23 protein-coding genes are annotated in these 26,152 nt (G+C 54.0%); 14 read left to right on the top strand and 9 right to left on the bottom strand.

Features of this window, described 5'->3' with window-relative positions; translation table 11 throughout:
- Positions 1-230: 230 nt before the first annotated feature.
- The 5 genes from AC4EYZ_RS15810 (at position 231) to AC4EYZ_RS15790 (ending at position 6,385) form a co-directional block, all read left to right on the top strand.
- On the top strand, positions 231-1,097 hold the full coding sequence (locus tag AC4EYZ_RS15810) for a nitrilase-related carbon-nitrogen hydrolase (RefSeq protein WP_457547664.1): 867 nt from the start codon (positions 231-233) through the stop codon (positions 1,095-1,097).
- Positions 1,098-1,159: 62 nt separating this feature from the next.
- Positions 1,160-2,599 (top strand): dihydropyrimidinase, encoded by a 1,440-nt coding sequence (hydA, locus tag AC4EYZ_RS15805; RefSeq protein ID WP_490203869.1) that lies wholly within the window; start codon positions 1,160-1,162, stop codon positions 2,597-2,599.
- A gap of 34 nt (positions 2,600-2,633) precedes the next feature.
- Entirely contained in the window at positions 2,634-4,013 is a 1,380-nt protein-coding gene (locus AC4EYZ_RS15800; protein ID WP_490203868.1) for an NAD(P)-dependent oxidoreductase, read from the top strand.
- The gene (gene preA / locus AC4EYZ_RS15795; protein ID WP_159177409.1) at positions 4,010-5,344 is read left to right on the top strand and encodes an NAD-dependent dihydropyrimidine dehydrogenase subunit PreA; all 1,335 of its coding nucleotides are present in this window, start codon (positions 4,010-4,012) and stop codon (positions 5,342-5,344) included. The genes AC4EYZ_RS15800 and preA overlap by 4 nt, the downstream gene beginning before the upstream one ends.
- A 177-nt stretch (positions 5,345-5,521) precedes the next feature.
- Complete coding sequence (locus tag AC4EYZ_RS15790; RefSeq protein WP_141440601.1) at positions 5,522-6,385, top strand: ABC transporter substrate-binding protein; 864 nt, start codon at positions 5,522-5,524, stop codon at positions 6,383-6,385.
- Positions 6,386-6,456: 71 nt separating this feature from the next.
- Here AC4EYZ_RS15790 and AC4EYZ_RS15785 read toward each other — a convergent pair whose 3' ends face one another.
- Positions 6,457-7,875 (bottom strand): methyl-accepting chemotaxis protein, encoded by a 1,419-nt coding sequence (locus AC4EYZ_RS15785; RefSeq protein ID WP_474191918.1) that lies wholly within the window; start codon positions 7,873-7,875, stop codon positions 6,457-6,459.
- Positions 7,876-7,902: 27 nt separating this feature from the next.
- On the opposite strand from AC4EYZ_RS15785, the gene AC4EYZ_RS15780 reads away from it, so the two are divergent.
- Positions 7,903-8,919 (top strand): IS30 family transposase, encoded by a 1,017-nt coding sequence (locus AC4EYZ_RS15780; RefSeq protein WP_317998401.1) that lies wholly within the window; start codon positions 7,903-7,905, stop codon positions 8,917-8,919.
- Positions 8,920-8,930: 11 nt separating this feature from the next.
- Here the strand turns inward: AC4EYZ_RS15780 and AC4EYZ_RS15775 are convergent, their stop codons facing one another.
- From AC4EYZ_RS15775 to AC4EYZ_RS15765, 3 genes are all read right to left on the bottom strand, one after another.
- Positions 8,931-9,263 (bottom strand): hypothetical protein, encoded by a 333-nt coding sequence (locus tag AC4EYZ_RS15775; RefSeq protein WP_490203867.1) that lies wholly within the window; start codon positions 9,261-9,263, stop codon positions 8,931-8,933.
- A 296-nt stretch (positions 9,264-9,559) separates the two neighbouring features.
- The gene (locus tag AC4EYZ_RS15770) at positions 9,560-12,607 is read right to left on the bottom strand and encodes an efflux RND transporter permease subunit (protein WP_474191448.1); all 3,048 of its coding nucleotides are present in this window, start codon (positions 12,605-12,607) and stop codon (positions 9,560-9,562) included.
- A gap of 1 nt (position 12,608) precedes the next feature.
- Positions 12,609-13,703: an efflux RND transporter periplasmic adaptor subunit gene (locus AC4EYZ_RS15765; protein WP_190374558.1), complete on the bottom strand. Its 1,095-nt coding sequence runs from the start codon at positions 13,701-13,703 to the stop codon at positions 12,609-12,611.
- A 180-nt stretch (positions 13,704-13,883) separates the two neighbouring features.
- On the opposite strand from AC4EYZ_RS15765, the gene AC4EYZ_RS15760 reads away from it, so the two are divergent.
- On the top strand, positions 13,884-14,507 hold the full coding sequence (locus AC4EYZ_RS15760) for a TetR family transcriptional regulator (protein ID WP_039857303.1): 624 nt from the start codon (positions 13,884-13,886) through the stop codon (positions 14,505-14,507).
- A 38-nt stretch (positions 14,508-14,545) separates the two neighbouring features.
- On the opposite strand, the gene AC4EYZ_RS15755 is transcribed toward AC4EYZ_RS15760, so the two are convergent.
- The 3 genes from AC4EYZ_RS15755 to AC4EYZ_RS15745 are packed head-to-tail and all read right to left on the bottom strand — an operon-like array spanning position 14,546 to position 17,726.
- Positions 14,546-15,406, bottom strand: coding sequence for an amino acid ABC transporter substrate-binding protein (locus tag AC4EYZ_RS15755; protein WP_490204288.1), 861 nt, complete (start codon positions 15,404-15,406; stop codon positions 14,546-14,548).
- A 54-nt stretch (positions 15,407-15,460) separates the two neighbouring features.
- Positions 15,461-16,354, bottom strand: a complete 894-nt coding sequence (locus AC4EYZ_RS15750; protein ID WP_141440597.1) for an amino acid ABC transporter substrate-binding protein — start codon at positions 16,352-16,354, stop codon at positions 15,461-15,463.
- Between the two features lie 4 nt (positions 16,355-16,358).
- Entirely contained in the window at positions 16,359-17,726 is a 1,368-nt protein-coding gene (locus AC4EYZ_RS15745; protein ID WP_490203866.1) for a diguanylate cyclase domain-containing protein, read from the bottom strand.
- A 356-nt stretch (positions 17,727-18,082) separates the two neighbouring features.
- On the opposite strand from AC4EYZ_RS15745, the gene codB reads away from it, so the two are divergent.
- From codB to AC4EYZ_RS15730, 3 genes are all read left to right on the top strand, one after another.
- Positions 18,083-19,345, top strand: a complete 1,263-nt coding sequence (codB, locus tag AC4EYZ_RS15740) for a cytosine permease (RefSeq protein WP_474191445.1) — start codon at positions 18,083-18,085, stop codon at positions 19,343-19,345.
- A 22-nt stretch (positions 19,346-19,367) separates the two neighbouring features.
- Positions 19,368-20,621, top strand: coding sequence for a cytosine deaminase (gene codA, locus AC4EYZ_RS15735; protein WP_474191444.1), 1,254 nt, complete (start codon positions 19,368-19,370; stop codon positions 20,619-20,621).
- Positions 20,622-20,711: 90 nt separating this feature from the next.
- Positions 20,712-21,188, top strand: coding sequence for a YbaK/EbsC family protein (locus AC4EYZ_RS15730; RefSeq protein ID WP_027957037.1), 477 nt, complete (start codon positions 20,712-20,714; stop codon positions 21,186-21,188).
- 21 nt (positions 21,189-21,209) lie between these two features.
- Here the strand turns inward: AC4EYZ_RS15730 and AC4EYZ_RS15725 are convergent, their stop codons facing one another.
- Complete coding sequence (locus tag AC4EYZ_RS15725; protein ID WP_474191443.1) at positions 21,210-21,659, bottom strand: GNAT family N-acetyltransferase; 450 nt, start codon at positions 21,657-21,659, stop codon at positions 21,210-21,212.
- Positions 21,660-21,751: 92 nt separating this feature from the next.
- Between AC4EYZ_RS15725 and pdxR the strand changes: the two genes are divergently transcribed.
- From pdxR to AC4EYZ_RS15705, 4 genes are all read left to right on the top strand, one after another.
- Positions 21,752-23,227: a MocR-like pyridoxine biosynthesis transcription factor PdxR gene (gene pdxR, locus AC4EYZ_RS15720; protein WP_474191442.1), complete on the top strand. Its 1,476-nt coding sequence runs from the start codon at positions 21,752-21,754 to the stop codon at positions 23,225-23,227.
- 193 nt (positions 23,228-23,420) lie between these two features.
- Positions 23,421-24,104 carry a phosphatidylcholine synthase gene (pcsA, locus tag AC4EYZ_RS15715; RefSeq protein ID WP_342211988.1) on the top strand — a complete coding sequence of 228 codons (684 nt, stop codon included), beginning with the start codon at positions 23,421-23,423 and terminating at the stop codon, positions 24,102-24,104.
- A gap of 14 nt (positions 24,105-24,118) precedes the next feature.
- Positions 24,119-24,721 (top strand): DNA-3-methyladenine glycosylase I, encoded by a 603-nt coding sequence (locus tag AC4EYZ_RS15710; protein WP_022521751.1) that lies wholly within the window; start codon positions 24,119-24,121, stop codon positions 24,719-24,721.
- Between the two features lie 22 nt (positions 24,722-24,743).
- Complete coding sequence (locus tag AC4EYZ_RS15705) at positions 24,744-25,148, top strand: VOC family protein (protein ID WP_027957041.1); 405 nt, start codon at positions 24,744-24,746, stop codon at positions 25,146-25,148.
- 8 nt (positions 25,149-25,156) lie between these two features.
- On the opposite strand, the gene AC4EYZ_RS15700 is transcribed toward AC4EYZ_RS15705, so the two are convergent.
- On the bottom strand, positions 25,157-26,113 hold the full coding sequence (locus AC4EYZ_RS15700; RefSeq protein ID WP_474191441.1) for a zinc-dependent alcohol dehydrogenase family protein: 957 nt from the start codon (positions 26,111-26,113) through the stop codon (positions 25,157-25,159).
- Positions 26,114-26,152: the final 39 nt, after the last annotated feature.

Raw genomic sequence — 26,152 nt, 5'->3', positions numbered from 1 at the left:
CAAAACAGTGCAAGACCTCACCAAAAAAGTGAATATCACAAAATGGAACAATAAAAATAAGCAAACTCAATGAGTTAAAGACGATTTAACAAATCTCCTTTAAAGACTTGCTAAAACCACCTACCCAGCGCTACTTTCAACAAAAGCTGTCTATTTCGTCAGCTTTACAAAACTAGTTTCAAGAACACTACAAACATACGCTACACATCAACAATCAGAGGGAGCGTCTCATGCAGAATATGAAAATCGGGTTGATTCAGATGGGCCTGAAAACCAGCACCGATCTTGAACCAGAAGCTATTCGCGACGCCATGAACGAGGCACATCTGCCAATGATTCAGCAAGCGGCTGACCAGGGCGTGCAGGTGCTTTGCTTCCAGGAAGTGTTTAACCAGCCCTACTTTTGCCCCAGCCAGGACGGCAAGTGGTACGCCGCCGCCGAGCGGGTACCGGAAGGCCCTACCTGCCAGATGATGCAGAAGCTCGCCGCCGAGCACCGCATGGTGATCATCGTGCCGGTGTATGAAGAGACTGAAACCGGTGTTTACTACAACACCGCAGCGGTATTCGACGCTGACGGCAGTTACTTAGGCAAGTACCACAAAACCCATATTCCCCAAGTAGCCGGTTTTTGGGAAAAATTCTTCTTCAAGCCGGGAAAATCCAACTGGCCAGTGTTCAATACTGCCTACGGCAAAATCGGCGTGTATATCTGCTACGACCGTCACTTCCCCGAAGGCTGGCGGGCGCTTGCTCTCAACGGCGCTGAGGTGATTTTCAACCCTTCCGCCACCGTGGCCGGTCTTTCCCAATACCTGTGGGAGTTAGAGCAACCTGCCTCTGCCGCCGCCAATGGCTGCTTTATCGCTGCGATCAACCGAGTTGGAACCGAGGCGCCGTGGAACATCGGCGACTTTTACGGCTCCAGCTATATCGTTAACCCCCGCGGCAAAATCGAAGCTCAGGCCAGCGAAACAGAAGACGAGCTGCTGGTGCACGAGATCGATTTGGACATGGTGCGGGAGGTACGCAACAACTGGCAGTTCTTCCGCGACCGTCGCCCGGAAACCTATACCCGCCTGACCGACGGTGAATGATTCTGCTGGTAAAAAACAGGTTGCTGGTTAAGTTTTCTATTTAAAAACAACAGGAGCGAACGATGAGCTTATTAATCAAGGGCGGCACCGTGGTCACCCACGCCGATACCTACCGCGCAGACGTACTGTGTGTCGACGGTAAAATCCATGCGATTGGCACCGATCTAGATGTCCCTGAAGGGTGTGAAATTGTCGATGCCAGCGATCAACTGGTGATGCCCGGCGGTATCGATCCCCATACGCACATGCAACTGCCGTTCATGGGCACCGTGGCCAGCGAAGATTTCTATACCGGCACCGCCGCGGCCTTGGCCGGGGGCACCACTTCGATCATCGACTTCGTGATCCCACAGCCAGGTCAGTCGCTCCTTGAGGCCTTCGAAACCTGGCAAGGCTGGGCGGAAAAAGCCGCCACCGATTTTGCCTTCCACGTGGCGATTACCTGGTGGGACGATAGCGTGCGAGAGGAAATGGGCACCCTGGTTCATGAACACGGGGTGAACAGCTTCAAACACTTTATGGCCTACAAGGGCGCGATCATGGCCACTGATGACATTCTGGTGGAAAGCTTCTCGCGCTGTCTGGAGCTAGGCGCGGTACCTACGGTTCACGCCGAAAACGGTGAGCTGGTCTACCACATGCAGCAAAAACTGCTCGCCCAGGGCGTGACCGGGCCGGAAGCCCATCCGCTTTCGCGCCCACCCCAGGTGGAAGGCGAAGCGGCCAGCCGGGCGATTCGCATTGCCAGCACCCTGGGCGCACCGATCTATCTGGTTCACGTGTCCACCAAAGATGCCGTCGATGAAATTGCCTACGCCCGCCAGCAGGGTCATCCGGTTTATGGCGAATGCTTAGCCGGGCACCTGCTCATCGACGATAGCGTCTACCAAGATACCGACTGGGGCCGCGCCGCTGCCCACGTGATGAGCCCGCCCTTCCGGCCCAAGGGCCACCAGGAAGCGCTCTGGCACGGCTTGCAGTCGGGCAATCTGCAAACCACCGCCACCGACCACTGCTGTTTCTGTGCCGATCAGAAAGCCGCGGGCAAGGATGACTTTACTAAAATCCCCAACGGCACCGCTGGCGTGGAAGACCGCCTCGCCGTGTTGTGGGATGAAGGCGTCAACACCGGCAAGCTGTCGCCCCAGGAGTTTGTCGCGCTGACATCGACCAACACCGCCAAGATTTTCAACCTCTACCCGCGCAAAGGGGCGATTCAAGTAGGTTCCGATGCAGATATCGTGGTGTGGGATCCCAACGGCACCCGGACGATTTCTGCCAAAACCCACCACCAGAACGTCGATTTCAACATTTTCGAGGGCAAAACGGTGCGCGGCATTGCCCGTCACACCATTAGCAAGGGCAAATGGGTGTGGCGGGATGGTGAGCTGCGCGCCGAGCGCGGTGCGGGCCGCTATTTGGAGCGCCCCGCCTACCCCGGTGTCTTCGAATTGCTGGCCAAGCGCGCCGAGCTGAATGCGCCGATGGCCGTAAAAAGATAACAGCTGTGCCCATAACAACAGCGGAGGCTTTACTGTGACTAGCCCACTGAACCACCTACCCAGCGCAAAAGAGGTCGGCACCTACGACCCGGATACGCTGGCAAGCAACTTTAGCGATCTACATCCGCCGCTGACCCATCGCCAGGCGATGATCGAAAGTCAGCGTTGTCTCTATTGCTTTGATGCGCCCTGCGTCGAGGCTTGCCCGTCGGATATTGATATTCCCAGCTTTATTCGCCAGATCAGCGAGAACAATATCAACGGCGCGGCGGAAACCATTCTGGAAGCCAACATTTTAGGCGGCAGCTGCGCCCGGGTGTGCCCCACGGAAATTCTTTGCGAGCGTAGCTGCGTGCGCAACCACGACGCCGAATGCCAGCCGGTGCTGATCGGTTTGCTGCAGCGTCATGCCACCGACCATATGCAGTTCGACGGCCACCCCTTCAAACGCGCCACTTCTACCGGCAGTCATGTGGCCGTGGTCGGCGCCGGACCTGCCGGGCTCTCCTGCGCGCACCGACTGGCGATGCTCGGTCATCAGGTGACCATCTTTGAAGCCGAACAAAAGCCTGGCGGGCTGAACGAGTACGGCATCGCCCGCTACAAAATGACCGACGACTTCGCCCGTAAGGAAGTGGAATTCTTGCTTGAGATCGGTGGCATCGAGATCCAGTACGGCCAACGGCTGGGCGCAAACCTGGAGCTTGCTACGCTCCATAATCAGTACGATAGCGTGTTTCTCAGCTTGGGCCTGGGCGCTAGCCATGCCCTGGGTTTAACCGGGGAGCAAGCACCTGGTCTGATGCCAGCGGTGGACTACATCAAGGTTCTCCGCCAGACCGACGATCTGGGCAGCCTTGCGGTGGCCAAACGCTGTATCGTGATTGGCGCGGGCAATACCGCCATTGATATGGCGACTCAAATGGCGCGCTTAGGTGCCACCGAGGTCACGCTGGTTTATCGTCGCGGCATTGAAGCCATGTCCGCCACCGACCATGAACAAGAGATTGCCAAAGCCAACGGCGTGCGGATGGTGACCTGGGCCCAGCCCGACGAGATTCTGCTGGATGATCAAGGCCGCGTGACGGGCATGCGCTTTGCCAAGACCCAGGATCAAGCGGGCCGCTTAACCCCTACTGGAGAAACCTTTGAGATCGCCGCCGATGCTGTCTTCACCGCCATCGGCCAAGGCTTCGAAGGCGCGAGCCTAAGCGATACCACCGCCGCTGAGCTTGCCCGGGACGGCGAGCGCATTCACGTTAATGAGATGTTCCAAACCTCACTGCCCAATGTGTATGCCGGTGGCGACTGTGTGAAGCCCGGTCAAGACCTTACCGTTCAGGCCGTGCAACACGGCAAACTGGCGGCTCACGCCATTCATCAGGCGCTTGTCGCCAAGCAGGAGGCCGCATGAACACACTCACTTTTACACCACCGGGTAAGAAAGACAGCGGTGACAGCGTGGTCAATGGCGTTGACCTATCGGTTAACTTTGCCGGTATTAAAGCCCCCAATCCATTCTGGCTGGCCTCTGCACCGCCCACCGATAAAGCCTACAACGTGGTACGCGCCTATGAAGCTGGCTGGGGCGGCGTGGTATGGAAAACCCTTGGCGAAGAGCCGCCTGCGGTGAATGTCTCCTCCCGCTACTCAGCCCACTACGGAAAAAACCGCGAGGTGATCGGCTTTAACAATATCGAGCTGATTACCGACCGCTCGCTGGAGATCAACCTTAAAGAAATCACTCAGGTGAAAAAGGACTGGCCCGATCGTGCGCTGATCGTTTCCATTATGGTGCCCTGTAATGAAGAAGCCTGGGCCTACATTCTGCCGCTAGTGGAAGCCACTGGCGCGGACGGCATCGAGCTCAACCTGGGTTGCCCCCACGGAATGCCGGAGCGCGGCATGGGCGCGGCGGTGGGCCAAAACCCCGACCTGATCGAGAAAGTCACCTACTGGTGCAAGAAGCACTACTCCAAACCAGTCATCGTCAAACTCACACCTAATATCACCGATATTCGCGTCGGTGCCCAGGCGGCGCTGCGCGGCGGGGCCGACGCGGTATCGCTGATCAATACCATCAACTCGATTACCAGTATCGACCTGGACAATATGGTCGCCAAGCCCACCGTGGGCCACCAGAGCACTCACGGCGGCTACTGTGGCAGCGCCGTGAAGCCTATCGCGATGAACATGGTGGCAGAAATTGCCCGTGATCCGTCCACTCCAACGCTACCCATTTCCGGCATTGGCGGCATTTCCACCTGGCGGGATGCGGCGGAGTTTATCGCCCTAGGTGCCGGCAGCGTGCAGGTGTGTACGGCAGCGATGCTCAACGGCTTTAGGATTGTGGAGGAGATGAAAGACGGCCTCTCTCGCTGGATGGCGGAAAAAGGCTACGACTCCATCGAGGCGTTCTCCCGTAAGGCGATACCGCAAACCACCGACTGGAAACACCTCGACATCAACTTCAAAACCATCGCCAAGATCGATCAGGATTTGTGCATCGAGTGCGGCCGCTGTTATATCGCCTGCGAGGATACCTCCCACCAGTCGATTGCCAAGCTCACCGAGCAGGACGGCGCGCGACGCTATGAAGTGATCGAAGAGGAGTGTGTGGGCTGTAACCTTTGCCAGATCACTTGCCCAGTAGATAACTGCATCACCATGGTGCCCCAGGAGACCGGCCAACCCTTCCTGGCCTGGGATAACGACCCACGCAATCCTTTCCGGGTCGCCTCTTAACCTCTTTACCCTCTTTTTTTTAAACAGCCGTTAGCGCTACCCACCGCCCTCAGTTTGTGAGGGCGGTCGCGTTTTCTGCAACATACTGTTCCATCACCCAGTAGCGACAAAAGTCAGCATCCTTGAGAACATGAGAAAACATCGCATATAAAATTCTTTCTCACAAAAGGAAGCCCAATGAAGTTCGCTACCACTACCACCGCTATACTCTTAGCAACTGCCAGCGCCACCGCGAGCGCCGACCAGCGAATCGCCACCTTCGACTTAGGCAGCCTGGATACGCTGGATGCACTAGGTTTAAACGAGCAGGTAGTGGGTGTACCGAAAGCCAGCCTGCCTGGCTATCTTGAGCAGTATGCAGCCGATGACGTCACCGATATTGGCGGCCTGCGCTCACCGGATATGGATGCCCTTGGCGAAAGCGAGCCTAGCCTGATTCTTTACACTGGCCGCCAGGGTGAGTGGGAAGAGGGGCTTGGCGAAATCGCCCCGCTGCTCAACACCAGCCTACAGGGTGACGACTACCTGGCTACTTTTGACGCTAATGTACGCGAACTAGCGAGTCGTTTAGCAGTGGAAAGCAAAGCCGAAGAGGCGCTTGGTACACTGCATGCCGAGATTGAGACCCAGCGCGAAGCGCTAAGCAACGCTCCTCGCACGCTGGTGGTAACCCACAACGGCGGCAATCTGATGCTGAATCAGCACCCGGTCGTTCACGACGTACTGGGCATTGCAGCATTAGAGATGCCCGAAAGTGTCACTTCTGAAACCCGCGGTACCCGTACCTTTACCCCGCTTTCTCCTGAGGCGATTAGCGAAATTGATCCGCAGGTCGTACTGGTGATTGATCGCAGCGCCGCGATTGGCGATGAACCCGCCGACGCGGATGCCTTAGCGCAAACGCTCTTAGATGCGGGAGCTGAGAAAGCGCGGGTCATTATGCTAACGCCCGCGCTGTGGTACCTCTCCGGCGGCGGCCTGCAGAGTCTGGCGCTACAGGTTGAAGAAGTTGCAGTAGCACTAAACTCGTCAGGTAACTAAGCGCTCACTCCCCCCCCTCTTACAGCAATGGCGGAGGGGGGAACGCAGCCTAAGCGGCGAGAAACGCTGGCTTAAAAAGCTTCCCAATCATCTTCAGCGCTAGCCGCGGTTTTGCTACTGGTTTGGCTACGCGTCGCTGGCCGCATCAGCGCTGGTGTCTGTTGAGATGAGTGTTGTGGCGTGTGCTGGGGCGAGGTAAGCGGGGCGTGTTGCGTACGGCTCTCCCCCTCAGTTAAACGAAAAGCCGAGACAACGCTTTCAAGCCGCGCCGCCTGCTCTTCCAACGAGCTTGCCGCTGACGACGCCTGCTGAACCAGGGCCGCGTTCTGCTGGGTCACTTCATCCATTTGGGCAACCGCTTGGTTGACCTGCTCAATGCCCGAACTCTGCTCCTGAGAAGCCGCGGAGATTTCATCCATAATATCGGTCACCCGGCGCACAGAGGAGACCACATCCCGCATCGTAGCACCGGCGCTTTCGACTAATGCTGAGCCCTCTTTCACCTGGGTGGATGACGCCTCAATCAGTGCTTTGATCTCTTTGGCGGCATCGGCACTGCGGCTGGCCAGGTTACGCACTTCACTCGCCACCACGGCAAAACCACGACCCTGTTCGCCTGCCCGCGCTGCTTCCACAGAAGCATTGAGTGCCAAGATATTGGTTTGAAAGGCGATAGAGTCGATAACGGTAATAATATCCGCCACTTTTTGCGAGCTGCTAGAAATACCGTGCATGGTGGTAATCACTTGCTCAACCACTTCACCACCGTTGCTTGCAGTGCTTGAGGCATCGTTCGCCAACTGGCTGGCCTGGCGGGCGTTATCGGCATTCTGTTTAACGGTAGCGGTTAACTGCTCCATGCTGGCGGCGGTTTCCTGCAGGGAAGACGCCTGCTGCTCGGTACGCGAGGATAGATCCGAGTTACCACTGGCAATCTCACGCGCCCCGATATGAATCGAACCGCTGCTATCGCGTACCTCAGAAACGGTTTTAACCAAATTACTTTGCATATGCTGCATAGCACTAAACAGCTTGCCGATCTCATTGCTACCACGGTCATCTACTTTACCAGAGAGATCATTTTGGGCAATACGCTCAAAATGCTTCACTGCTTCGTTTAGTGGTTTTACAATAGAGCCCACCATCGCGATGCGAACAAACAGAACGATTAACGCGGCAATCAAAAGTACAGCGATATCAATATAAGTAAGAAACTGCATGCCGCTCTCATAATCGGCAATCATCGACTTGTTTCGTTCAGCCCGATGATCATTGTAAGCACTAACAGCCTCAATTAACTGCTGATTTAAGTCACTCACCATTTCCCTTGCGGTATTAAACTGACTGCTGTTACCCGTATTCAATGCCTCCTCTAAGGGGATAATCCCCCGTTGGATCAAGCTCTCATAGGTGGCAATCACGGTATCAGAAAGTGCCGACTCAGGATTGGTGGCTTTAAACTCCTTGGCCGCAGAAATTGAGTGCAACACCTGAGCATTTCGCTAAGGTGTTGTCCCATGTCTTACCTCGAACTCAGCATTGAAGAACGTGCCAGCATCCAAGTGGGTCAAGCCCAAGGGATGAGCCTTCGGCATATTGCCCAGCTCTTAGGGCGAGCTCCTTCAACCATCTCTCGTGAAATACGCCGTAACCAAATAGCCCAGAACGGTTACTGTGCCCGGCACGCTCAACGTCAGCGAGAAAAGCGTCGAGCTGCCTGTCGCCCGACACAGAAGCTTGTGCCGGGCACGGAGCGTTTTGACCTCATCGTTTATATGTTGCGACAACGCTTGTCTCCTGAACAAATTAGCGGCAAGCTCAAAATGATGAAACTACCTGATTTGCGCGATGCCTACGTCTGCCGAGAAACCATCTACACGGCCATTTATGCCTTGCCTGTTGGCCACCTTCGCAAGGAACTGATTCACTGCTTGCGACAAGGTAAAACCACACGCAAGCCTCGCCGTGGCGAAGTGGATCGACGTGGACAGATCCCTGACATGGTCAGCATTCACTTACGTCCGCCCGAGGTCAGTAAGCGTGAAATGCCCGGCCACTGGGAGGGCGATCTGATTAAAGGTAAGAATAACGCGTCTGCGGTAGGCACCTTGGTAGAACTTAGTAGTGGCTATCTGATACTCGCAAAAATGGATGACGCCACCGCCACATCCGCCGTCGCAGGCTTTAGTGCTGCCCTGAACCGAATGCCGACCACCGCTCGAAAAAGCATGACTTATGATCAGGGGCGTGAAATGGCACACCATGCAAAAATTACTCAAGAAACCGGTGTTGCGATTTACTTTTGCGATCCCCATAGCCCCTGGCAGCGGGGGGCCAATGAGAATATCAATGGCCTAATCCGTCAATATTTACCGAAAGGAACGGATCTTTCAGTGCATAGCCAGGAAGAGCTAGACGCCATTGCCTTTGAGCTAAATATGCGACCTCGAAAACGCTTTGGGTTTAAATGTCCGATAGAAGTGATGAGCGAGCTGATGACCAAGTACCATGAAAGCCCATCAACCATCCAGTGAGTGTGTTGCACTCAGAGTCTGCATCCGCCCTCTGTAAAGTAATCTTGCGCAACTCGCTGAGCATCTTGGGCCCGAGCCAGGTAGTCACGGAATGAACTGGCATCACCTTTCTCAAACGCATCGAAGCTACTAACGTAGAAAAGCTGAGCGTAGGCTATGGATCGTTGACTGCGGCTAAGTGCTAAAGTGCGATCACCTGATAGGTCAAGCTCTTTTAACGAAGTACTGCCCTCTTCGCCTGCCTGATAGCCTAGAAAGGCAATGGTTATTATTAATAATGAAAAGATGGCCAAAACAAGGGTTAAACCCAGTTTGACGGATAGATTACTAAGTACACGATTCATATGCGGAATGCCTCCAGGCCAGATCCATTAGCTTTTGGCAATTTATATAATCTAGCTAGAGCACTTCCAGCGGCTTTAGATTAACTTAAATCGACCAATATCTTTTACGAGGAACTGCTATCGGCCTGGATAGCATAGACTTTAGTCTAGCTTGAAAATTATTTTCACAAATGAAAATAGAAACGATTTGCAAACAGCAGTGAACGGAGTGGTAGGCGCATTGAATATCGGTGCAGAGGCTATCTTAGCCGTGGATTGGTCAAGGCCACGGCTAAGATGAAAGGAGTCTGCTCGAGTTATTGATCAGGATGTATGCGAATCCGGTAGAGCACGCAGTAAACTACCGGCAGTACGATTAAGGTTAATAGCGTGGCGACACCCAGGCCACCGATCAGCGCGACCGCCATGCTGGCGAAAAAGGCATCGCTAATTAGCGGGATCATGCCCAACATGGTGGTCAGCGCGGCCATGGCGACCGGACGCACGCGGCTGACCGCAGCTCGCACCACAGCGTGGTAGCGGTCTTGATGCAACAGCAGTTGCACGTTGATCTCCTCTACCAACACGATGGCATTTTTGATTACCATGCCGATCAAGCTCAGCGTACCCAGCAGAGCCATAAACGAGAAAGGTAACCCGGTAACCAACAACGCGCCCACTACGCCAATAATCGTCAGCGGTACCAGCGACCAGATAGCCAACGGCTGGCGGAAGTTATTGAACAGCACCACAGTGAGAATAAACATCATCACTATGCCCAGCGGCAGCGAGGAAAATAACCCACTCTGCGCTTCGCCAGCGGTCTCAAACTCACCACCCCACTCCAACCGGTAACCTGCTGGTAGATCCAAGGCCTCCACCCTTGGTCGAATGTCGGCCAATACGCTGGCTGCGGTCACCCCGCTTAGCGGATCCGGCTCACCGTACACCGCCAGCATGCGTTCGCGATTGCGGCGCATAATCAGCGGATCCGCCACCTGTGTTGTGATATCGCCGATGACTTGATCGGCGGAGATATAGCGGTTTTGCTCTGCGCTCCAGACGTTAAGTGAGCCTAGGTTATCCACATCGTGACGCTGTTCGGGGATTGCCCGCGCCACTATCGGAATCAGGTCGCTGCCGTCGCGGTAAATGCCCACCTGGCTGCCACTGGTACTTAGCGCCAGGGTGCTGGCCAGGTCTTCACGGGTCACACCCAGCCTACGTGCAGTATCTTCAAGAAAAACGGGCTCAATCGCCTGCACGCGGTTACGCCAACTGGTGCGCACGCTGGTCAAATTCGGTGTATCAAGGAACATGGCCTCAACCTGATCGCCCAACTGGCGAAGCACCGCTGGATCGCTGCCGTAGAAGCGCGCCTCTAGCTTGGCTTTGGGAGCGGGGCCGACCTCCAACGGGGCGATTTTGTAGTCGATATCGCTATGATCCCGCTCCAACACTTGCTCTACGTCAGCCATGCGGTCGTGTTGAGTCGCTTTATCGTCGGTTTCGACAATCAACTGCGCATAGCTTGCATAGCGGTCTTCCGGTGAATAGGTGAGGGTAAAGCGCTGCGCTCCGCCGCCCACGGTGGTGGTCAGGTGGCGAACGCCGTCCATCTCCATCACGCTCTTTTCAAGCTCGCTAACGCGGCGTTGGGTTTCGAGAATATCGGTACCTTCCGGCGTGCGATAATCGACAAAAAAGATCGGCGTATTAGAGGCCGGAAAGAAGGCATTTTTAACCGAACCAAAGCCGACCACCGCGCCAGCCAATATCGCTACCATCAGCGCCAAGGTTAACCAGCGCCAACGAATACCGGTGATAATGACACGGCCTACAAAACGATAAACCACGCCTTTATAGGGGTCTTCCTGTCCATCGCCGGGGGCAACATTGCGGAAAAACAGCTTGAAGTAGAACGGCGTTAACGTCAGCGCCGTGATCCAGCTCAGCAGTAGCGAGTAGAGCAGCACGAAAAATAACGAGCCGATAAACTCACCGGTGGTGTCTGGCGATAAACCGATGGGCGCAAAGGCTGCAATCGCGATCAGCGTTGCGGCCAGCAAGGGCCAGGCATTTTGGCGAACCACTTGATGCGCCGAATCACGAATCGTGCTGCCGCGCTTTAACCCCACCAGCATGCCTTCGGTGACCACAATGGCGTTATCTACCAGCATTCCCAGGGCGATAATTAACGCACCCAGCGAGATTTTTTCCAGCTGCAAACCATGAAAGCGCATCAACATAAAGGTGCCAATAATGGTGATCAGCAGGATAAAGCCCATTAACAGACCACTGCGCCAGCCCATAAACAGCATCAGCACCACGATCACGATAGCCACCGCCTGGATCAAGCTGACCAGGAAACCGGATACTGCGTCATCGACCACCTGGGGCTGGTTATAAACGACATTCAGCTCCATACCCAGTGGTGTGCGGGTTTGCAGTTCATCCAGACGCTGCTGTAGCCGTTCTCCCACCTCGACAACATTCACTCCGCTTTCAAAGGAGACGCCCAACGAGATCGCCGGCCTGCCCATATCGCGGTAAAGCTGCTGGGGCTGCTTCGCCAGCTCGCGGCTCACATCGGCAATATCGCTCAGCCGCACCAGTTCACCGCCGCCCTCACTGACAATCAGGGCGCGCAGAGCTTCAATATCTGCCGCACTGCCCGTGGGGGTGATACGAAAACGGCGGCCATCCTGTTTAAGATGCCCTGAGTCTGCCACTGCATTTTGGGTCTCAAGCAGTTGCTGTAATCGTGTTAACGGAATATTCAGTGCGCGCAGGCGTTCGCGATCAACTTCGATATAGATGCGCTCTTCGTGCTCACCGCTTAGCGACACCTTCGCGACGCCCTTCACCAAAGCGAGCTCGCGCTTGAGAAAATCAGCATGGTCAGCCAGATCCGGCATGCTATAGCCATCGCCCGTCAGGTTGACCATGAAACCAAATACATCGCCAAAGTCGTCATTTACGCGAGATTGACTCGCACCCGGCGGAAGCGCGGCCTGGGCATCCTGTACTTTACGGCGCAGCGAATCCCATAATTGCTCCAACTCCTCGTTCTGCACCGTACTTTCGAGTTCAACGGTGATCTGCGATAGGCCATCAGAACTCACCGAGCTAACCCGTTTGATCGATGACATCTCCTGAATTGACTCTTCGAGTGTCGAAGTGACTTCCTGCTCTACCTCTTCAGGCGTCGCACCAGGGTACTGCGTGGTGATCAGCGCATTGCGAATGGTAAATTCGGGGAACTCCAACTGGCCCATGCCCAAAAACGACAGCGCGCCACCCGCCAGCAGCACCACGGTCATTAAATAGCTGGTCGCCCGGTGGCGTAGAAAGTAGTCGACCATGTTAAAGCCCCTGCTCTTTTTCCCACGGGGTCACCCTGGTGTCCTCGGTTAAACGGTGGGCTCCGGCCGCCACAACGCGATCGCCCGCTGCCAACTTTCCGCTAACTTCCAGGCCGTTTGAGGTTAACCGACCGACCTCCACCGGCACCGCTTCCACGTTTTCTGGCTCGATGAAGCGCCATACCTGAGCCTGGTCGGGATCATCACCGGCATAGCTCACCGCATCAGTGGGCAGTAGCCACAGCGGGGTGCTATTTTCGGTTTGCAGCGAACTCAAATCGAGCCGCACATTGGCACTCATACCGTCTAACAGGGTGATATCGTCCGGCTGGGGCAGCGTTAGGGTGACTTCATAAGCCAAACTCTGTGCGCTGGCTTGGGTGGTGTAAGAGGCTAGCTGGGCAAGATAGGGTTTATCGCTATTACCAAAGCGCACTTCAAACGCCAACGCATCACCGAAGGGCGTTCCATTATTTCGCGGTATGCGCTGCACGATCTGCTCGGGCAGATGAAACACCACGTCTAGCTGCCCTGGCTGCTGGATCACCGCGACCGTTTCTTGAACTTGAACTATCTGGCGGTTATCCACTGGCACCTGGGCAATCACACCATCGTAAGGGGCGCGTAGCTTTGTATGCTCGACCTGCTCTTGTGCCTGTTCGAAGGTGGCCCGGGCGGCCCGCCACTCGCTTTCCGACTCATCAAACTGGGATTGGCTAACCGCCCCACGCTGCAGGGTATAGCGCATGCGTTCTAGCGTTGCCTCGGCGAGCTCCAAGCGCGAGCGGGCGCTGTCCAGCTCGCTTTGCACATTGCGATCATCAATGCGCGCAATCACCTCGCCTTCGCTCACCTGTTGGCCGGGGCTCACATTGAGCTCCAATAATTCCCCGGCCATACGAAATGACAAATTGCTGCGCGTAGAGGCTTCCACCCGCGCGGGAAACTGCCGTAAGGCCGTAGCATTTGCCGACTGCAGTGTCATCAATTTTACCGGTCGTGTGGCATCAGTCGACTGCGCCAGGGGTTGCTCACAGCCCGTTAGCACAAGCAGAGCCAGTATGATGGGCAGTGAACGGAGAAGAGTAACGGGCACGAGTAGCTCCTTGATGGCGGTCAGTGATGATTTTCAAACCTGCATTCAGGGTACAAGTTGAATAATATAGTCACCTCACTGACATTCATGAATGTCAGTGAGGTGTATAATAATCACCCACCCGCGACTTTGCTATCCATCACTGCCAAAATACCGCTTATTTTAATAATAGGAGCCGCTATGTCCCGTCGTAAGGCCGACGCCGAACGTACCCGAGAAATCATTCTGGACGCGGCAGAGACCACCTTTTTAGCCCAAGGCGTTTCGCGTACCACCTTGGCGCACATCGCCCAGGCAGCAGGCGTGACACGAGGGGCCATTTATTGGCACTTTGAAGACAAAGCTGCATTGTTCGATGCACTCTTGGAGCGCGTGCGTGTCCCTCTGGATGAAATTGTCGATGAGGTGGTGGAACGCCTAGGCTCAGCACCGGCAGACTGCTTACGCGACATTGCTCTACGCTCGCTGGCAGCCATTTCCCACGACCTGCCACTGCAGAGAGCAGCCACTATCGTGTTGCACCGCTGCGAGAAACTGGAAGAGGAGCACCCGCGGATTTGCATGATCACTCGACTCTCTGAGCACGCAGAGGCACGAGTAGAGCAATTGTTTGAACAGGCCCAAATCGCTGGCACTTTACGCGCTGACTTAACCCCAGCCAGCGCCCGGCGCCAATTTCATGGCTTTTTGATTGGCGTCTGTTTCGACTGGCTGCAGGATCCCCAGCAGCATTCTCTGGCGGATGAGAGCAGTGGTATCGTGGAAACGTTAATGCGTGGTTTATTTAACACTCAAACCGTATGAACCTGCGCTAAATCTTAATCTATATTTATCTAATGCACTTAATCTGCGTTTATCTCGCGAGGGGTGGCAAAGTGCTCAGCCAAGACGGCACTCATTGGTACATTAAGCGTAATGTCTTTGCCAGGGAGAGGTTGCTGAAACCACCGTTCGTAAAGCAACGGCATTTCCGGACTGGTATAAATATGTTCGAGGGCTTTATTTACCTCTGCGGCAAAGGCATCGTCGCCCAATTGCATTAAAAAACCGAGAGGCTCTATCGACGTAATGGCTTCTTCGGAAAGCGCGTACGCGTCAGGGTGATCGGACTCAGCAATCATTGTGCTTAGTAATATATCATCCATTGCAAAAGCCGCTACGCGCCCATCAGCAACTAAATCAAACGCTTCCTGCAATGTACCTACGGGCACCACCGATAAATTCAGCTGGCGTTCTCGATTTACCTGATTGATCTGGCTGACATTGACGGTGCCACGCGCCACGCTCACGCTACGCCCGGCCAAGTCCTCCAAGGCGGTAAAGCCATTTTCCTTCAGGGCCACATAACGCACCGAGACAAAGAAATGGCTAAGCGCAAACTGCGCGCTCTGCCGCCGCTGTTGTGTATTAGTACTGGCATTACACTCAATATCGATATCGCCGCTATTGAGCAGTTGCACCCGGTTACTGGGCGTACGGTACACATAGGCTATTTCAAGAGAAGGCAGGTCTAATTGCACTTGCAGCTGTTTCGCTAAACGTTGGCAAATATCGATAGAGTAACCGACGACGTTACCCTGATTATCTAAATAAGAGAATGGCGCTGTATCACCATAGCCAACCCTTAACACGCCGGTTGCTTCTATGCGTTCAAGCGAATCGATAGGTGTCGTTGCATGTGCTGCCTCTCCACCAGACATCATTACCAGCAAACTACACCACCCAAGCAATAAACTTCGGCGCATAACACACCTCCTCTACTCTATGTACTGCTCAGGATTGGCGAAAATAGCGGCAAGCGCTGGCGCTAGCGGCAAGTTCAATACTCGATTATCGGGAGGGAGAGGCTGCAAAAACCATTTTTCATAAAGAGTGTGAATAGTTTCACTTTGATAAATGTTACGCAGTTCCTTATTGACCAGCTCAACAAAAACAGGATCATCAGGCGGCATCATTAAGCCATAGGGCTCGGCACTACTCAGTGTTGCTTGAGAAATATGAAAAGCGGCAGGGTCAACGGCAGACGAAACCAAACCTGCTAACAAAACCTCATCCATCACAAACGCGGAAGCCTGTCCTGAAGCCACCATATCAAAGGCTTCTTCATGATTACGGCTTAGCATTACCGATATTGCTAGCCCCTCGGTGCGATTGAGTTCGTTGAGCTGGGCAATATTGATAGTGCCTGTTGTTGATACCACGCTGCGGCCCGCCAAATCCTGCAAACTGTCCATATGCTGCTCGGCGAGGGATACATAGCGCGTTGCGGTCAGAAAATGAGGGTATGAAAAAGCGGCCTGACGGCGACGTTCAGGGGTATTGGTGGTCACTCCACACTCGATATCCACTTCACCATTACGTACTAATATGAACCGATTTGCAGGCGTTACCGGCACATAATTTACCTTGAGATCACCTAAGCCCAATGTTTCCTCCAGACCTTCGATGACGTTTAGGCACAGGTCAATCGCATAGCCTGTTGGCTGGTCGTTAACTAGGTAGGAGAAGGGGGCTTCGCTGGTACGATGGCCGATAGTAATCTCACCAGCAGACGCAATACGCGACAATGTCGGCGAGGAGTCGATCTCCTCACCAGCAGCGGCACCTTGCCACATCGCACTGGTCATTAATAACGCTACTAGCCACTTCATAGGCTTACCTTTGTTCGATGATCCCGGAATCCATTGTCATCCCTGCGGCATAGAGCATATAACGGTCGCGCCCTTTCGCCTTGGCCGCATAGAGCGCCAGATCTGCGTGACGCAGCAGATCGTGGCTATTGCGGCCATCAGCGGGCGCGGTTGCAATGCCAACACTCACTCCAATGTTAATTTCCTGGTTATTAAACTGATACGGTTCACGTAGAACAGACACAATTGCTTCTGCCAGTACTTTTGCCTCATTGGTGGCACTACGCACAACGCGTTGAATGATGGCAAACTCATCGCCACCAAGGCGCGCCACCAAATCATCGTCGGTCAGCAGCCCCTGCACCCGCTGACTAACTTCAACGAGCAAAGCATCACCCGCCGCGTGCCCCAGACTATCGTTAACTGCTTTAAAATGGTCAAGATCAAATAGCATGACATTAAATACTTCGCCTTGAAGCAGTGAGTGCACAGCGGTTTTTAAAGCATTATTTAATTGCACGCGGTTGGGCAATTTGGTCAGCTCATCATGATGAGCAAGATGCTGAAAGCGCAGCGCTTCGTCTTTAACTTCAAGTAAGTGTTCACGCTCAATGACTTTCTTACGAAGCGCATCTATGGCCTTTGCCATCCGGCCAATTTCATCGTTACGGTCGGTATAAGGCGTGCTGTCAGCAGTCTGGTTTTTAGCGATTTCGGTGAGCGACTTAATTAATACTGGCACGGGTGTAAATAACTGACGCATCAAAACAGTGACTAGCAGGGCTGTTGCGACCAATACCACCAGTAGCGCTACAAATGCTTTACTGATCAGATCATTACGCATCTGATACAGCCCACCTTTCTGGCCTATAGTGGCTACCAGCACGCCTAACAGTTGACCATCAGGAGTAACAATGGGCAGCGAACTAATGAAGTGCTCTTCATTGCCAATGCTGGCAAATCCAACATAAAAATCAACGGCATCCGCTTTTGTTTGCCATGTATCTACCGCCAAGTTGGCAGGTGAGTCTGATGGTGTGTTAAGCGCATCAGCCACTACGGTGAGAGAACCTTCTGATGACTTAGTGAACAGCCATACGTTGTTACGTGTTTGTGCACTTGCTAACGCTAATACATCAATCGGGCTAAACCCAGTTTCCAGAACCGACTCTTCATCGCCAATTGGGCGCTGGGAAATGATATGCGTGACTTGACCCGTGCCATCGGTCTTAACCGCCACGGACGTATAAATACGCCTAATAGTCGCGCTCACTATCTGGGCATTCACCTGCGCTTCGCGCAACCACTGCTCCCGAGCCCCACGCTCAACCATAAAAAAACCTGACAGCGCCCCCGTTACATACGCAAACAGCACGCCCATCAGCATAAACATCACCACCTTACCCACCAGGGTATGATGCCAAGGAAGTTTAGCCGCAGGCAGTGAAGCACTCCTATGCTGGGGTTCTGGCATCTACTCCGGTTCCTTCATGGCTATAGCTGCAGCGGGCGTGTCTGGCCGTAATCACAATGAGCGATCATTTTTTTAACAAACAAGCTTTTTTGACCACTATTTTATTCGGCAAACGTACACAAACAATTAGGTTTTATTTACTAAAGTATCATTAAAATGAGTGGGCATGTCTTAAAAAATGACAAGCTTAATCATTCTTATTGACATACCCTTTTGGCATATCTCTTGCTTTATAAATAGCTAACAGGTTCGCTGATTTATATTAGGAGGGCGTGATGCATCATTCTGACTATCCACTCAGTGAAGTCCCTACCAGCGCCCGCAAGGGCCTGCTATCTACCTCGGCAGTACTGCTTGGGTTTACGTTTTTCACCGCCACCATGTGGGCGGGCGGCACGTTAGGCCAAGCCTTTCCGATTGGCCAACTGCTATGGATCATAGCGATTGGTAACTTGCTGCTGGGGGTGTATGCGGCAGCCCTCGCCTATATTGCTTGTAAAAGCGGGCTCAATTCGGTGCTGATGGGACGCTTCTGCTTCGGCGAAAAAGGCAGCAAACTCTCCGACTTTATTCTCGGTTTTACCCAGATCGGCTGGTACGCCTGGGGCACTGCCACGATTGCCCTAGTGTTAGTACGCACCACCGGGATGCCTGAATGGCTGGAAATCCCCTTAATGGTGCTATTTGGGTTTGGTTTCTGCGTGACCGCCATGATTGGCTACAGAGGTATGGACTGGCTATCGCGCTTTGCCGTCCCCGCCATGATGCTATTTATCGTCATCAGCCTGTTTACCGGCCTGGTGGATGTGCGCGGCTTTGCGGGACTGAGCCAGCAAACGCCCACGGAGAGTATGAGTGTGGCGGCTGCGATTACCGTGATTATCGGTACCTTTATTAGCGGCGGTACCCAAGCGACTAACTGGAGCCGCTTCTCCAAAACACCGAAAATTGCCGTGATCGCGACCCTGGCGGCCTTTTTTGTCGGTAACGGCTTAATGGTGCTGACCGGTGCACTTGGCACCATGATTTACCAGCAGGCGGATATCGTGGATGTATTGATCGCTCAGGGCTTTGTCACCATCGCCGTGCTGATGCTGTTCCTGAATATCTGGACAACCCAGGACAACACTATCTACAACTTCGCCGTGGCGGGCTGTAATTTGCTGCGCACCGAAAAGCGCCGCCTGGTCACTGTGGGTGGCGCGGCGATTGGCACCGTGCTGGCAGTGGGCGGTATGTATAACCTACTCATCCCATTTCTGGTGTTACTCGGCACCTTTATACCGCCCATGGGCGGGGTGATCATGGCGGACTTTTGGCTCAAGCATAAAGGCCGCTACCCCACATTGGATAAAGCACAACTACCCGACTTCAACCGCCGAGGGTTAGCTGCGTATGCGCTGGGCGCCGGGGCCGCTTACTTCTCCCCGTTACTGCCACCACTGGTAGGTGTTGTAGTGGCAGCAGGAAGCTACGCCGTGCTGCTTCGTTTAAACCACGCTACGCTGAGCGATACGTTTCCCTCTACTGCGAAGTAATAAAATAAGTGAGCCTTGTTATATGAGCATGCAGATTCTTAACGCCCGTTTGCGCCAGCGTCCTGAGCTTTACCGACTTGAGATTGAGAACGGCACGTTCACAGCGATTACCGAGCAAGACACGCCGCAAACAGCGAGCGAAGGGCAGATTGATGCAGGCGCCAAGCTCATTTGTGCGCCGTTTATTGAGCCCCATATCCATTTGGACGCCGCCCTTACGGCAGGTGAGCCAAGCTGGAACCAGAGCGGCACGCTGTTTGAAGGCATTGAGCGCTGGGGCGAGCGTAAGCCTATGCTCACCGAAGCGGATATTCGCGAGCGCGCGCTTAAAACCCTAAACCTGCTAATCGGCAACGGCGTTCAGTTTGTGCGCACCCACGCCGACACCAGCGACCCTAGCCTGATTGGGCTTAAAACCCTGTGCGCCTTGCGCGACGAGTTAAAAGATAAAATTGATATTCAGGTAGTCGCCTTCCCTCAAGATGGCCTGCTCTCTTACCCAGGCGGCGATCGGCTGATGGAGGAGGCACTAGAGATCGGCGCCGATGTGGTGGGCGGCATCCCCCACTTCGAATACACCCGTGAGCTGGGCGTGGCCTCCATGAAGCGAGTGATCGAATTGGCGATCAAGTACGACCGCCTGGTGGATGTGCACTGTGACGAGATTGACGACCCCAACTCACGCTTTCTCGAAGTACTGGCCTGCGAGGCGCTGTTTAATGATTTGGGCAGCCGCGTTACCGCCAGTCACACCACGGCGATGCACTCCTACGACAATGCTTACTGCTCCAAGCTGTTTCTGCTGCTAAAACGCTCGGGTATTAACTTTATCTCCTGCCCTACCGAAAGCATCCACCTGCAGGGGCGCTTTGACACCTACCCGAAACGGCGCGGAGTGACGCGTGTTAAGGAGCTCAACGCAGCGGGCATTAACGTCTGCTTTGCCGAGGACTCCATATTCGATCCCTGGTACTCCTTGGGGAATGGCAAGCTGTTGCGAACGCTGGATTTTGGCCTGCATATCTGCCAAATGATGGGCTATCAGGACTTCAGCCAGGCACTTTCACTGATTACCGACAACAGCGCCCGCACGCTCAATATTGAAGAGCGTTACGGCATCGAGGTCGGCAAACCCGCCAGCTTCAACCTGTTGGAGGGCGAGGATGACTACAGCGTGCTGCGCACTCAAGGCGAAGTGCTGCTTTCCGTACGCCATGGCGAAATCATCATGCAGCGTGAGCCTGCCAAAATCACCACGCCCCAGTGGCTTGGCTAATCCACCAAAGGCACGTTAGATTAGTCATTGAACCGTCTAATGTTACCGACGAATGTTAATGCCGACTGTTAATAATCAGGGGAATCCAAGATGGGCATCGAAACCGTTCGCCAGTTTTTTGCCGAGCACGCGCCGGATGTAAACATCGAAGAGCTTGAAACCAGTACTGCCACGGTACAACTTGCCGCTGATGCCCATGGCGTAGCACCAGGTCAAATTGCCAAAACCCTAGCGTTCAAAGTCGGTGACAAACCGCTACTCATTGTGGCCAGTGGCGATGCGCGTATCGACAACCGCAAAATTCGCGATACCTTCGGCGGCAAGGCCAAAATGCTCGACGCCGAAACGGTGATGGAACTGACCAGCCACCCGGTTGGCGGCGTTTGTCCCTTCGGCCTCGCCACCGACCTGCCGGTTTACTGCGATGAATCGCTCCACGCCTATGACGAAGTGCTGCCCGCCGCTGGTTCGCCCACTAGCGCCGTACGCCTAAGCCCCAAGCGTCTGGCCGAACTGGTCAATGCCGAGTGGGTGGATGTGTGTAAGTTGCCGGAGAATGCCACTTAAGCATGCATCTATAACCTTTTATTATTTAACGTCCAGTAAATAACCGTAAAACGCCGTATTACGCTGCCAGCCCAATGATTCATAAAGGTGTTGGGCGCGTTCGTTCTCTACCTGCGTCATTAATATCAAACGTGCGACGCCGTGGTCATGGGCAAGCTGGGTGGCGGCTTCCATTAGTGCTCTGCCGGTGCCTTTATCGCGACACTCCGGCAGCACAAAGAGGTCATTTAGCGTCCAGCGGGCATTTAAGCCCACCGTGGAAACACCTGGGTAAAGCTGCACAAACCCCGTGAGCATGCCTTCGCTGTTCTCGCTAACCAGAATGAATGAATCCCCTAACCCCATACGCTGATCTAAAAAATCACGCGCCGCCTGAATGTCACTCGGTTGCTTATAAAACTGACGATAGCCATCAAGTAATACGCTAAGAGGTTCTAAGTCATTGAGTACCGCCGAACGAACATTAACCATAACGACTGCTCCCTTTGGGTGGTGATTCAACACAGCTTGCCGTCATAGTGGTCTATGATAAAGAGCCACTTATCGCTAAATTGAGGGAACCAGTGAAAAGACGTGACGCTGCCAGCGACTGGATTGCGGAGGCGCTAGCGCTAAGGCTAACTGCGAATGAAGCAGCCACACTTGTTCAGCAACTTTACTGCTCGCTTAAGGAGTGGATTCAACACGGTGAGCTGACGGCTGGCGATACGCTTCCCTCTTCCCGCTACTTGGCTCGCGCTTTGGGTATTAGCCGTAATACGGTGCTGGCCACCATGGATCGGCTACTGGCGGAAGGGTTACTGATTGCCCGCCAGGGAGCAGGACTCTATGTGGCGAACCTCCCCGCGCTGTTAACCCGAGCAGAGCTTCCGCCACCTTTGCCTGTTCGCTACTCAAGCCGGGGTAACAAGCTATTAACACTAAGCGGAACGTTGAGCCACGACCATCGCGCCTTTGCCCCAGGCGTCCCGGCGCTCGACCTGTTTCCCCGCGAGCAGTGGCAGCGCCTTTTACGGCGTCACTATTATCACGCAGAAATGGCATGGGTGGATTATCAAACCAGCGGTGGTCTACCTGTACTCAAAGCGGCTCTTTGTGACTATCTAAGACTCTCCCGCGCGGTGCGCTGCCAACCAGAACAGATTGTGATTACCCAAGGCGCCCAGCAGGCGTTTGAACTGATTACTCAACTACTCACCGATCATGGGGATTCGGTTTGGATGGAGGAGCCGGGTTACGGTGGCGCCCAAGCCTGTTTTCTGGCGTCGGGATTAACGGTAACGCCCATCCCCGTCGATAAAGAAGGGTTAAACCCTTCACTTGCCCCTGAGAAGGCGCCAGCACCTCGGCTAATTTACGTGACACCCTCCCACCAATATCCCAGCGGCGTTACCATGCCAGTCCCCAGGCGACTGGCGTTACTTGAGTATGCTTCTCGCGCTGGTAGTTGGATCATTGAAGACGATTACGACAGCGAATTTCGTTACGGCACGCCGCCGACTCCCTCTCTACAGGGTCTTGCCGAACAGGCATCGGTTATTTATGTCGGTACCTTTAGCAAAGTGCTCTATCCCGGCTTACGCTTAGGCTATTTGGTGCTGCCTGATACACTTGCCCACAACTTCAGACGTGCCCATGCCCGACTGCACCGTGAAGGTAACTATCCCGTGCAATCGGCGCTTGCTGAATTTATTACCAGCGGGCATTTTACTCGCCACATCGCCCGGATGCGGGCGGCCTATCGTCAGCGACAAGCGTGTTTACGCACGGCATTAACGCCTGCAGTGGCCGCTGGGCTTCGGCTTTCTGACGGCCATGCGGGTATGCATCTATTAGCTGAACTCGATACTATCGAGGAAGAAGAGATGCTCGTTAAGCGTGCCAGTGAAGCAGGCATTACGCTTTCTCCACTTTCCCGCTATTACCTTTCCGAGAATAAGCGCCCTGGGTTAGTGCTTGGCTATGCGGGCTCGACTGAAAGCGAACTAATGAACGCAGGTGAGTGGTTAAGTGAGGCATGGCGGCGCTTACGCCAATAGTGGCGTGCATAGCGTGTGAAGTATCAATCACGTCATCGCAGGATATGCTTCGACATATTCTCTGGAAGCATTCTTGTAGTAGTGTATCTTTCTTTACAGGCTTATTTATAAATTCAATTTAAAGGGGACCCACGTTCCCAATGGGGTTAATGTGGTTCAATTACTCTCTTCGCACACAGAATCCCGCACCTCGATATGGAAGGCATGGAGCGTGCACATATTTACCGCCAGCGGTGTGCTACTCGGCACCATGGCGCTGCTCGCTCTGGTCGACAATAATCCAGTCGCCTGCCTGCTCTGGTTAGGTGCCGCGATGATGATCGATGGAATCGATGGCACCCTGGCCCGCAAGTATGAAGTGAAGGCCATACTGCCCCATTTCGATGGTTCAACACTCGATATGGTGATTGATTACCTGACCTGGGCCTTTATCCCTGCCCTTTTCATCTACTACTTTATTGAGTTGCCGCCCAATTTTGCACTGCTCTCAGTATTCATTATTCTGCTTTCATCGATGTTCTGTTTCTGCAATGTTGATATGAAAAGCCAGGATAATTACTTCGTTGGCTTTCCTGCCGCCTGGAATATCGCCGCAGCCTATTTCTATATTCTCGATTTCCCGCCTTTTATCACCTTTGCCGCTATCACCTTTCTGGCCATCCTCACCGTGACTAATATGAAATTCCTCCACCCCTTTCGGGTGCGCCAGTTCATGCCGCTCAATATCACCGTCACACTCGTATGGTGCGCATGTATAACATCGTTAGTACTCTCCAGCCCCGAGCACGCCGCCTGGGCATTATGGGGGTGGGGGATTACATCGATTTATTTCATCGGCATATGCCTGTGGCGTACTGCCCAAGAGTGGTTCAATTGATAGGTGAGCAGTTGATGGACAACGATTTTATCGCCCCCGATGGGCATCCCCGCTGCAAGTGGTGTGGCGGCGCGGCAGAGTTTCTGCCCTATCACGATAATGAGTGGGGCTTCCCGGTAGACGATGATCAGCGGCTATTCGAGAAGCTCTGCTTAGAGAGCTTTCAATCGGGCTTAAGCTGGCGCACGATTCTTAATAAACGCGACAACTTTCGCGCCGCTTTTCACCGCTTCGACTTCCATCAAGTCGCCAGCTTTAATGAAGATGATGTGCAGCGTTTACTCCAAGATGCAGGCATTATTCGCCACCGCGGAAAAATCGAAGCGACCATCAACAACGCCCAACGTGCAAAGGAAATGGTTGAGCAAGAAGGCTCTTTGGCCGCTTTTTTCTGGCGCTATGAGCCGACCGAATTAGCGACACCACAGACTCAGACCACCTCGCCCGAATCCGTAGCAATGGCGAAAGAACTGAAAAAGCGCGGTTGGAAGTTCTTCGGCCCCACCACCGCTTTTGCCTTTATGCAGGCAATGGGGCTGCTCAACGACCACTCGCTAAACTGCATTACACGCGAACGCGTAGAGCAGTCGCGGCAGCAGTTTCAGCGACCCGGCTAAAGCTATCTATTAGGAGCACCTCATGAAGCCGAAAATCAGTCTGATCACCCTTGGTGTACATGACCTGCAACGCGCCATCCGTTTTTATCGTGAAGGTCTGGGCCTGCCGGAGCATGAAACGGACAGCGATGAAGTCGCCTTTTTCAAAATGGAAGGGGCCTGGCTATCACTTTTCCCACGCGAAGCGCTGTCCAGAGATATCGGCATTGCTGATGATGCACCGAGCGGTTTCAGCGGTATAACGTTGGCTCATAATGTCGCCAGCCAAGCGGCCGTTGACCAAGTGATTGAACAAGCGGTTGCCGCCGGCGCAGAGCTTATAAAGCCTGGGGAAGAGGTATTCTGGGGTGGTTATTCCGGTTACTTTCGCGACCCAGAAGGTCATTACTGGGAAGTCGCCTACAATCCGTTTATGGATCTGACATAAAGCAGCTTTCATTGCCCAAGAGTGGACAAGTCCAGAAGCACTTTCTGGCCACTCGGGCAAAGCGCCCTCTCGACAGCTTGCCGCCAGTCCTGAACTGGAAACACTTGATAATCAGGCATCGCTGACTGGTCTAAAAGCCCCCAGATAGCCAAGAATTTTTGCTGCCAAGCTTCCGCGGACATCCTGGACAAAGGGTCGCGCAAATGAAACTTCCTATAGAGAGCCCTGGGTTTCGAATCCACTTGAATCGCCTGTCCCGTCAATAACCCGTAGGCGATAAATGTCGTTTCCGGTGCCATGAGTTGCAATATATTTGCCGCAACTGGCCCCCCTAAAGCGTCGAACACCACGTCAGACTTACGGGCCACACGCGAGGTCAGGGACATATCCTGAATCGATACCGGTTTAATACCGAGCTTTTCCAGCCGGGCAACTCTACTCTCGGAGCGGTATATGCCGATAACCTCCCTGGCGCCGTGCTGATATGCCCACGCCCCAAGATAGTCAGCGCAATTGGAACCCGCTCCACTGAGAAGAACACGTTTTCCCTCGACAGGCCAAGTCTCAAGCATGGTCAGGGCAGCCAAGGGATTAATGTAGGCCCGTGCGGCAACGGCGTCAGAAATGGTATCGGGGACAGGTACTGCGAGTGCAGCATCACAATCTAGAATCGTCTGCCAAGTGCCCTCGCCTCGTAATGGGAGCACTCGCTTTCCGATCAGAGAGGCATACTGTCTAGGTGCCTCAATAACGCGCCCCACTCCTTCGTAGCCGGCGACCGCGGGAAGCGTTATACGGTGCGAGTAAGCACCGCTGATGGGTATCAGATCAGACGGGTTCACTGGAGCACATAACATTCTCACCCTGAGCTTGCCCTCAATCAAACGTGGAACTTCCGCGGTTTCCACGTTCAATGTTTCAAGCGGCCTTCCGAACGCGCGATAGGTTAGAGCATGACGACGCATGGGTACCTCGAACATAGCGGATGAATTTCCATGGCCTAA

Source organism: Vreelandella sp. 162(4c), assembly GCF_058152265.1.
This window is presented reverse-complemented; position numbering and strand designations above follow the sequence as displayed.

Coding starts and splice junctions, on each gene's coding strand:
- AC4EYZ_RS15810 (WP_457547664.1), top strand. CDS start 231: ATGCAGAATATGAAAATCGGGTTGATTCAGATGGGCCTGAAAACCAGC.
- hydA (WP_490203869.1), top strand. CDS start 1,160: ATGAGCTTATTAATCAAGGGCGGCACCGTGGTCACCCACGCCGATACC.
- preA (WP_159177409.1), top strand. CDS start 4,010: ATGAACACACTCACTTTTACACCACCGGGTAAGAAAGACAGCGGTGAC.
- AC4EYZ_RS15790 (WP_141440601.1), top strand. CDS start 5,522: ATGAAGTTCGCTACCACTACCACCGCTATACTCTTAGCAACTGCCAGC.
- AC4EYZ_RS15780 (WP_317998401.1), top strand. CDS start 7,903: ATGTCTTACCTCGAACTCAGCATTGAAGAACGTGCCAGCATCCAAGTG.
- AC4EYZ_RS15775 (WP_490203867.1), bottom strand. CDS start 9,263: ATGAATCGTGTACTTAGTAATCTATCCGTCAAACTGGGTTTAACCCTT.
- AC4EYZ_RS15770 (WP_474191448.1), bottom strand. CDS start 12,607: ATGGTCGACTACTTTCTACGCCACCGGGCGACCAGCTATTTAATGACC.
- AC4EYZ_RS15760 (WP_039857303.1), top strand. CDS start 13,884: ATGTCCCGTCGTAAGGCCGACGCCGAACGTACCCGAGAAATCATTCTG.
- AC4EYZ_RS15755 (WP_490204288.1), bottom strand. CDS start 15,406: ATGATGTCTGGTGGAGAGGCAGCACATGCAACGACACCTATCGATTCG.
- AC4EYZ_RS15750 (WP_141440597.1), bottom strand. CDS start 16,354: ATGAAGTGGCTAGTAGCGTTATTAATGACCAGTGCGATGTGGCAAGGT.
- AC4EYZ_RS15745 (WP_490203866.1), bottom strand. CDS start 17,726: ATGTTTATGCTGATGGGCGTGCTGTTTGCGTATGTAACGGGGGCGCTG.
- codB (WP_474191445.1), top strand. CDS start 18,083: ATGCATCATTCTGACTATCCACTCAGTGAAGTCCCTACCAGCGCCCGC.
- codA (WP_474191444.1), top strand. CDS start 19,368: ATGAGCATGCAGATTCTTAACGCCCGTTTGCGCCAGCGTCCTGAGCTT.
- AC4EYZ_RS15730 (WP_027957037.1), top strand. CDS start 20,712: ATGGGCATCGAAACCGTTCGCCAGTTTTTTGCCGAGCACGCGCCGGAT.
- AC4EYZ_RS15725 (WP_474191443.1), bottom strand. CDS start 21,659: ATGGTTAATGTTCGTTCGGCGGTACTCAATGACTTAGAACCTCTTAGC.
- AC4EYZ_RS15710 (WP_022521751.1), top strand. CDS start 24,119: ATGGACAACGATTTTATCGCCCCCGATGGGCATCCCCGCTGCAAGTGG.
- AC4EYZ_RS15705 (WP_027957041.1), top strand. CDS start 24,744: ATGAAGCCGAAAATCAGTCTGATCACCCTTGGTGTACATGACCTGCAA.
- AC4EYZ_RS15700 (WP_474191441.1), bottom strand. CDS start 26,113: ATGCGTCGTCATGCTCTAACCTATCGCGCGTTCGGAAGGCCGCTTGAA.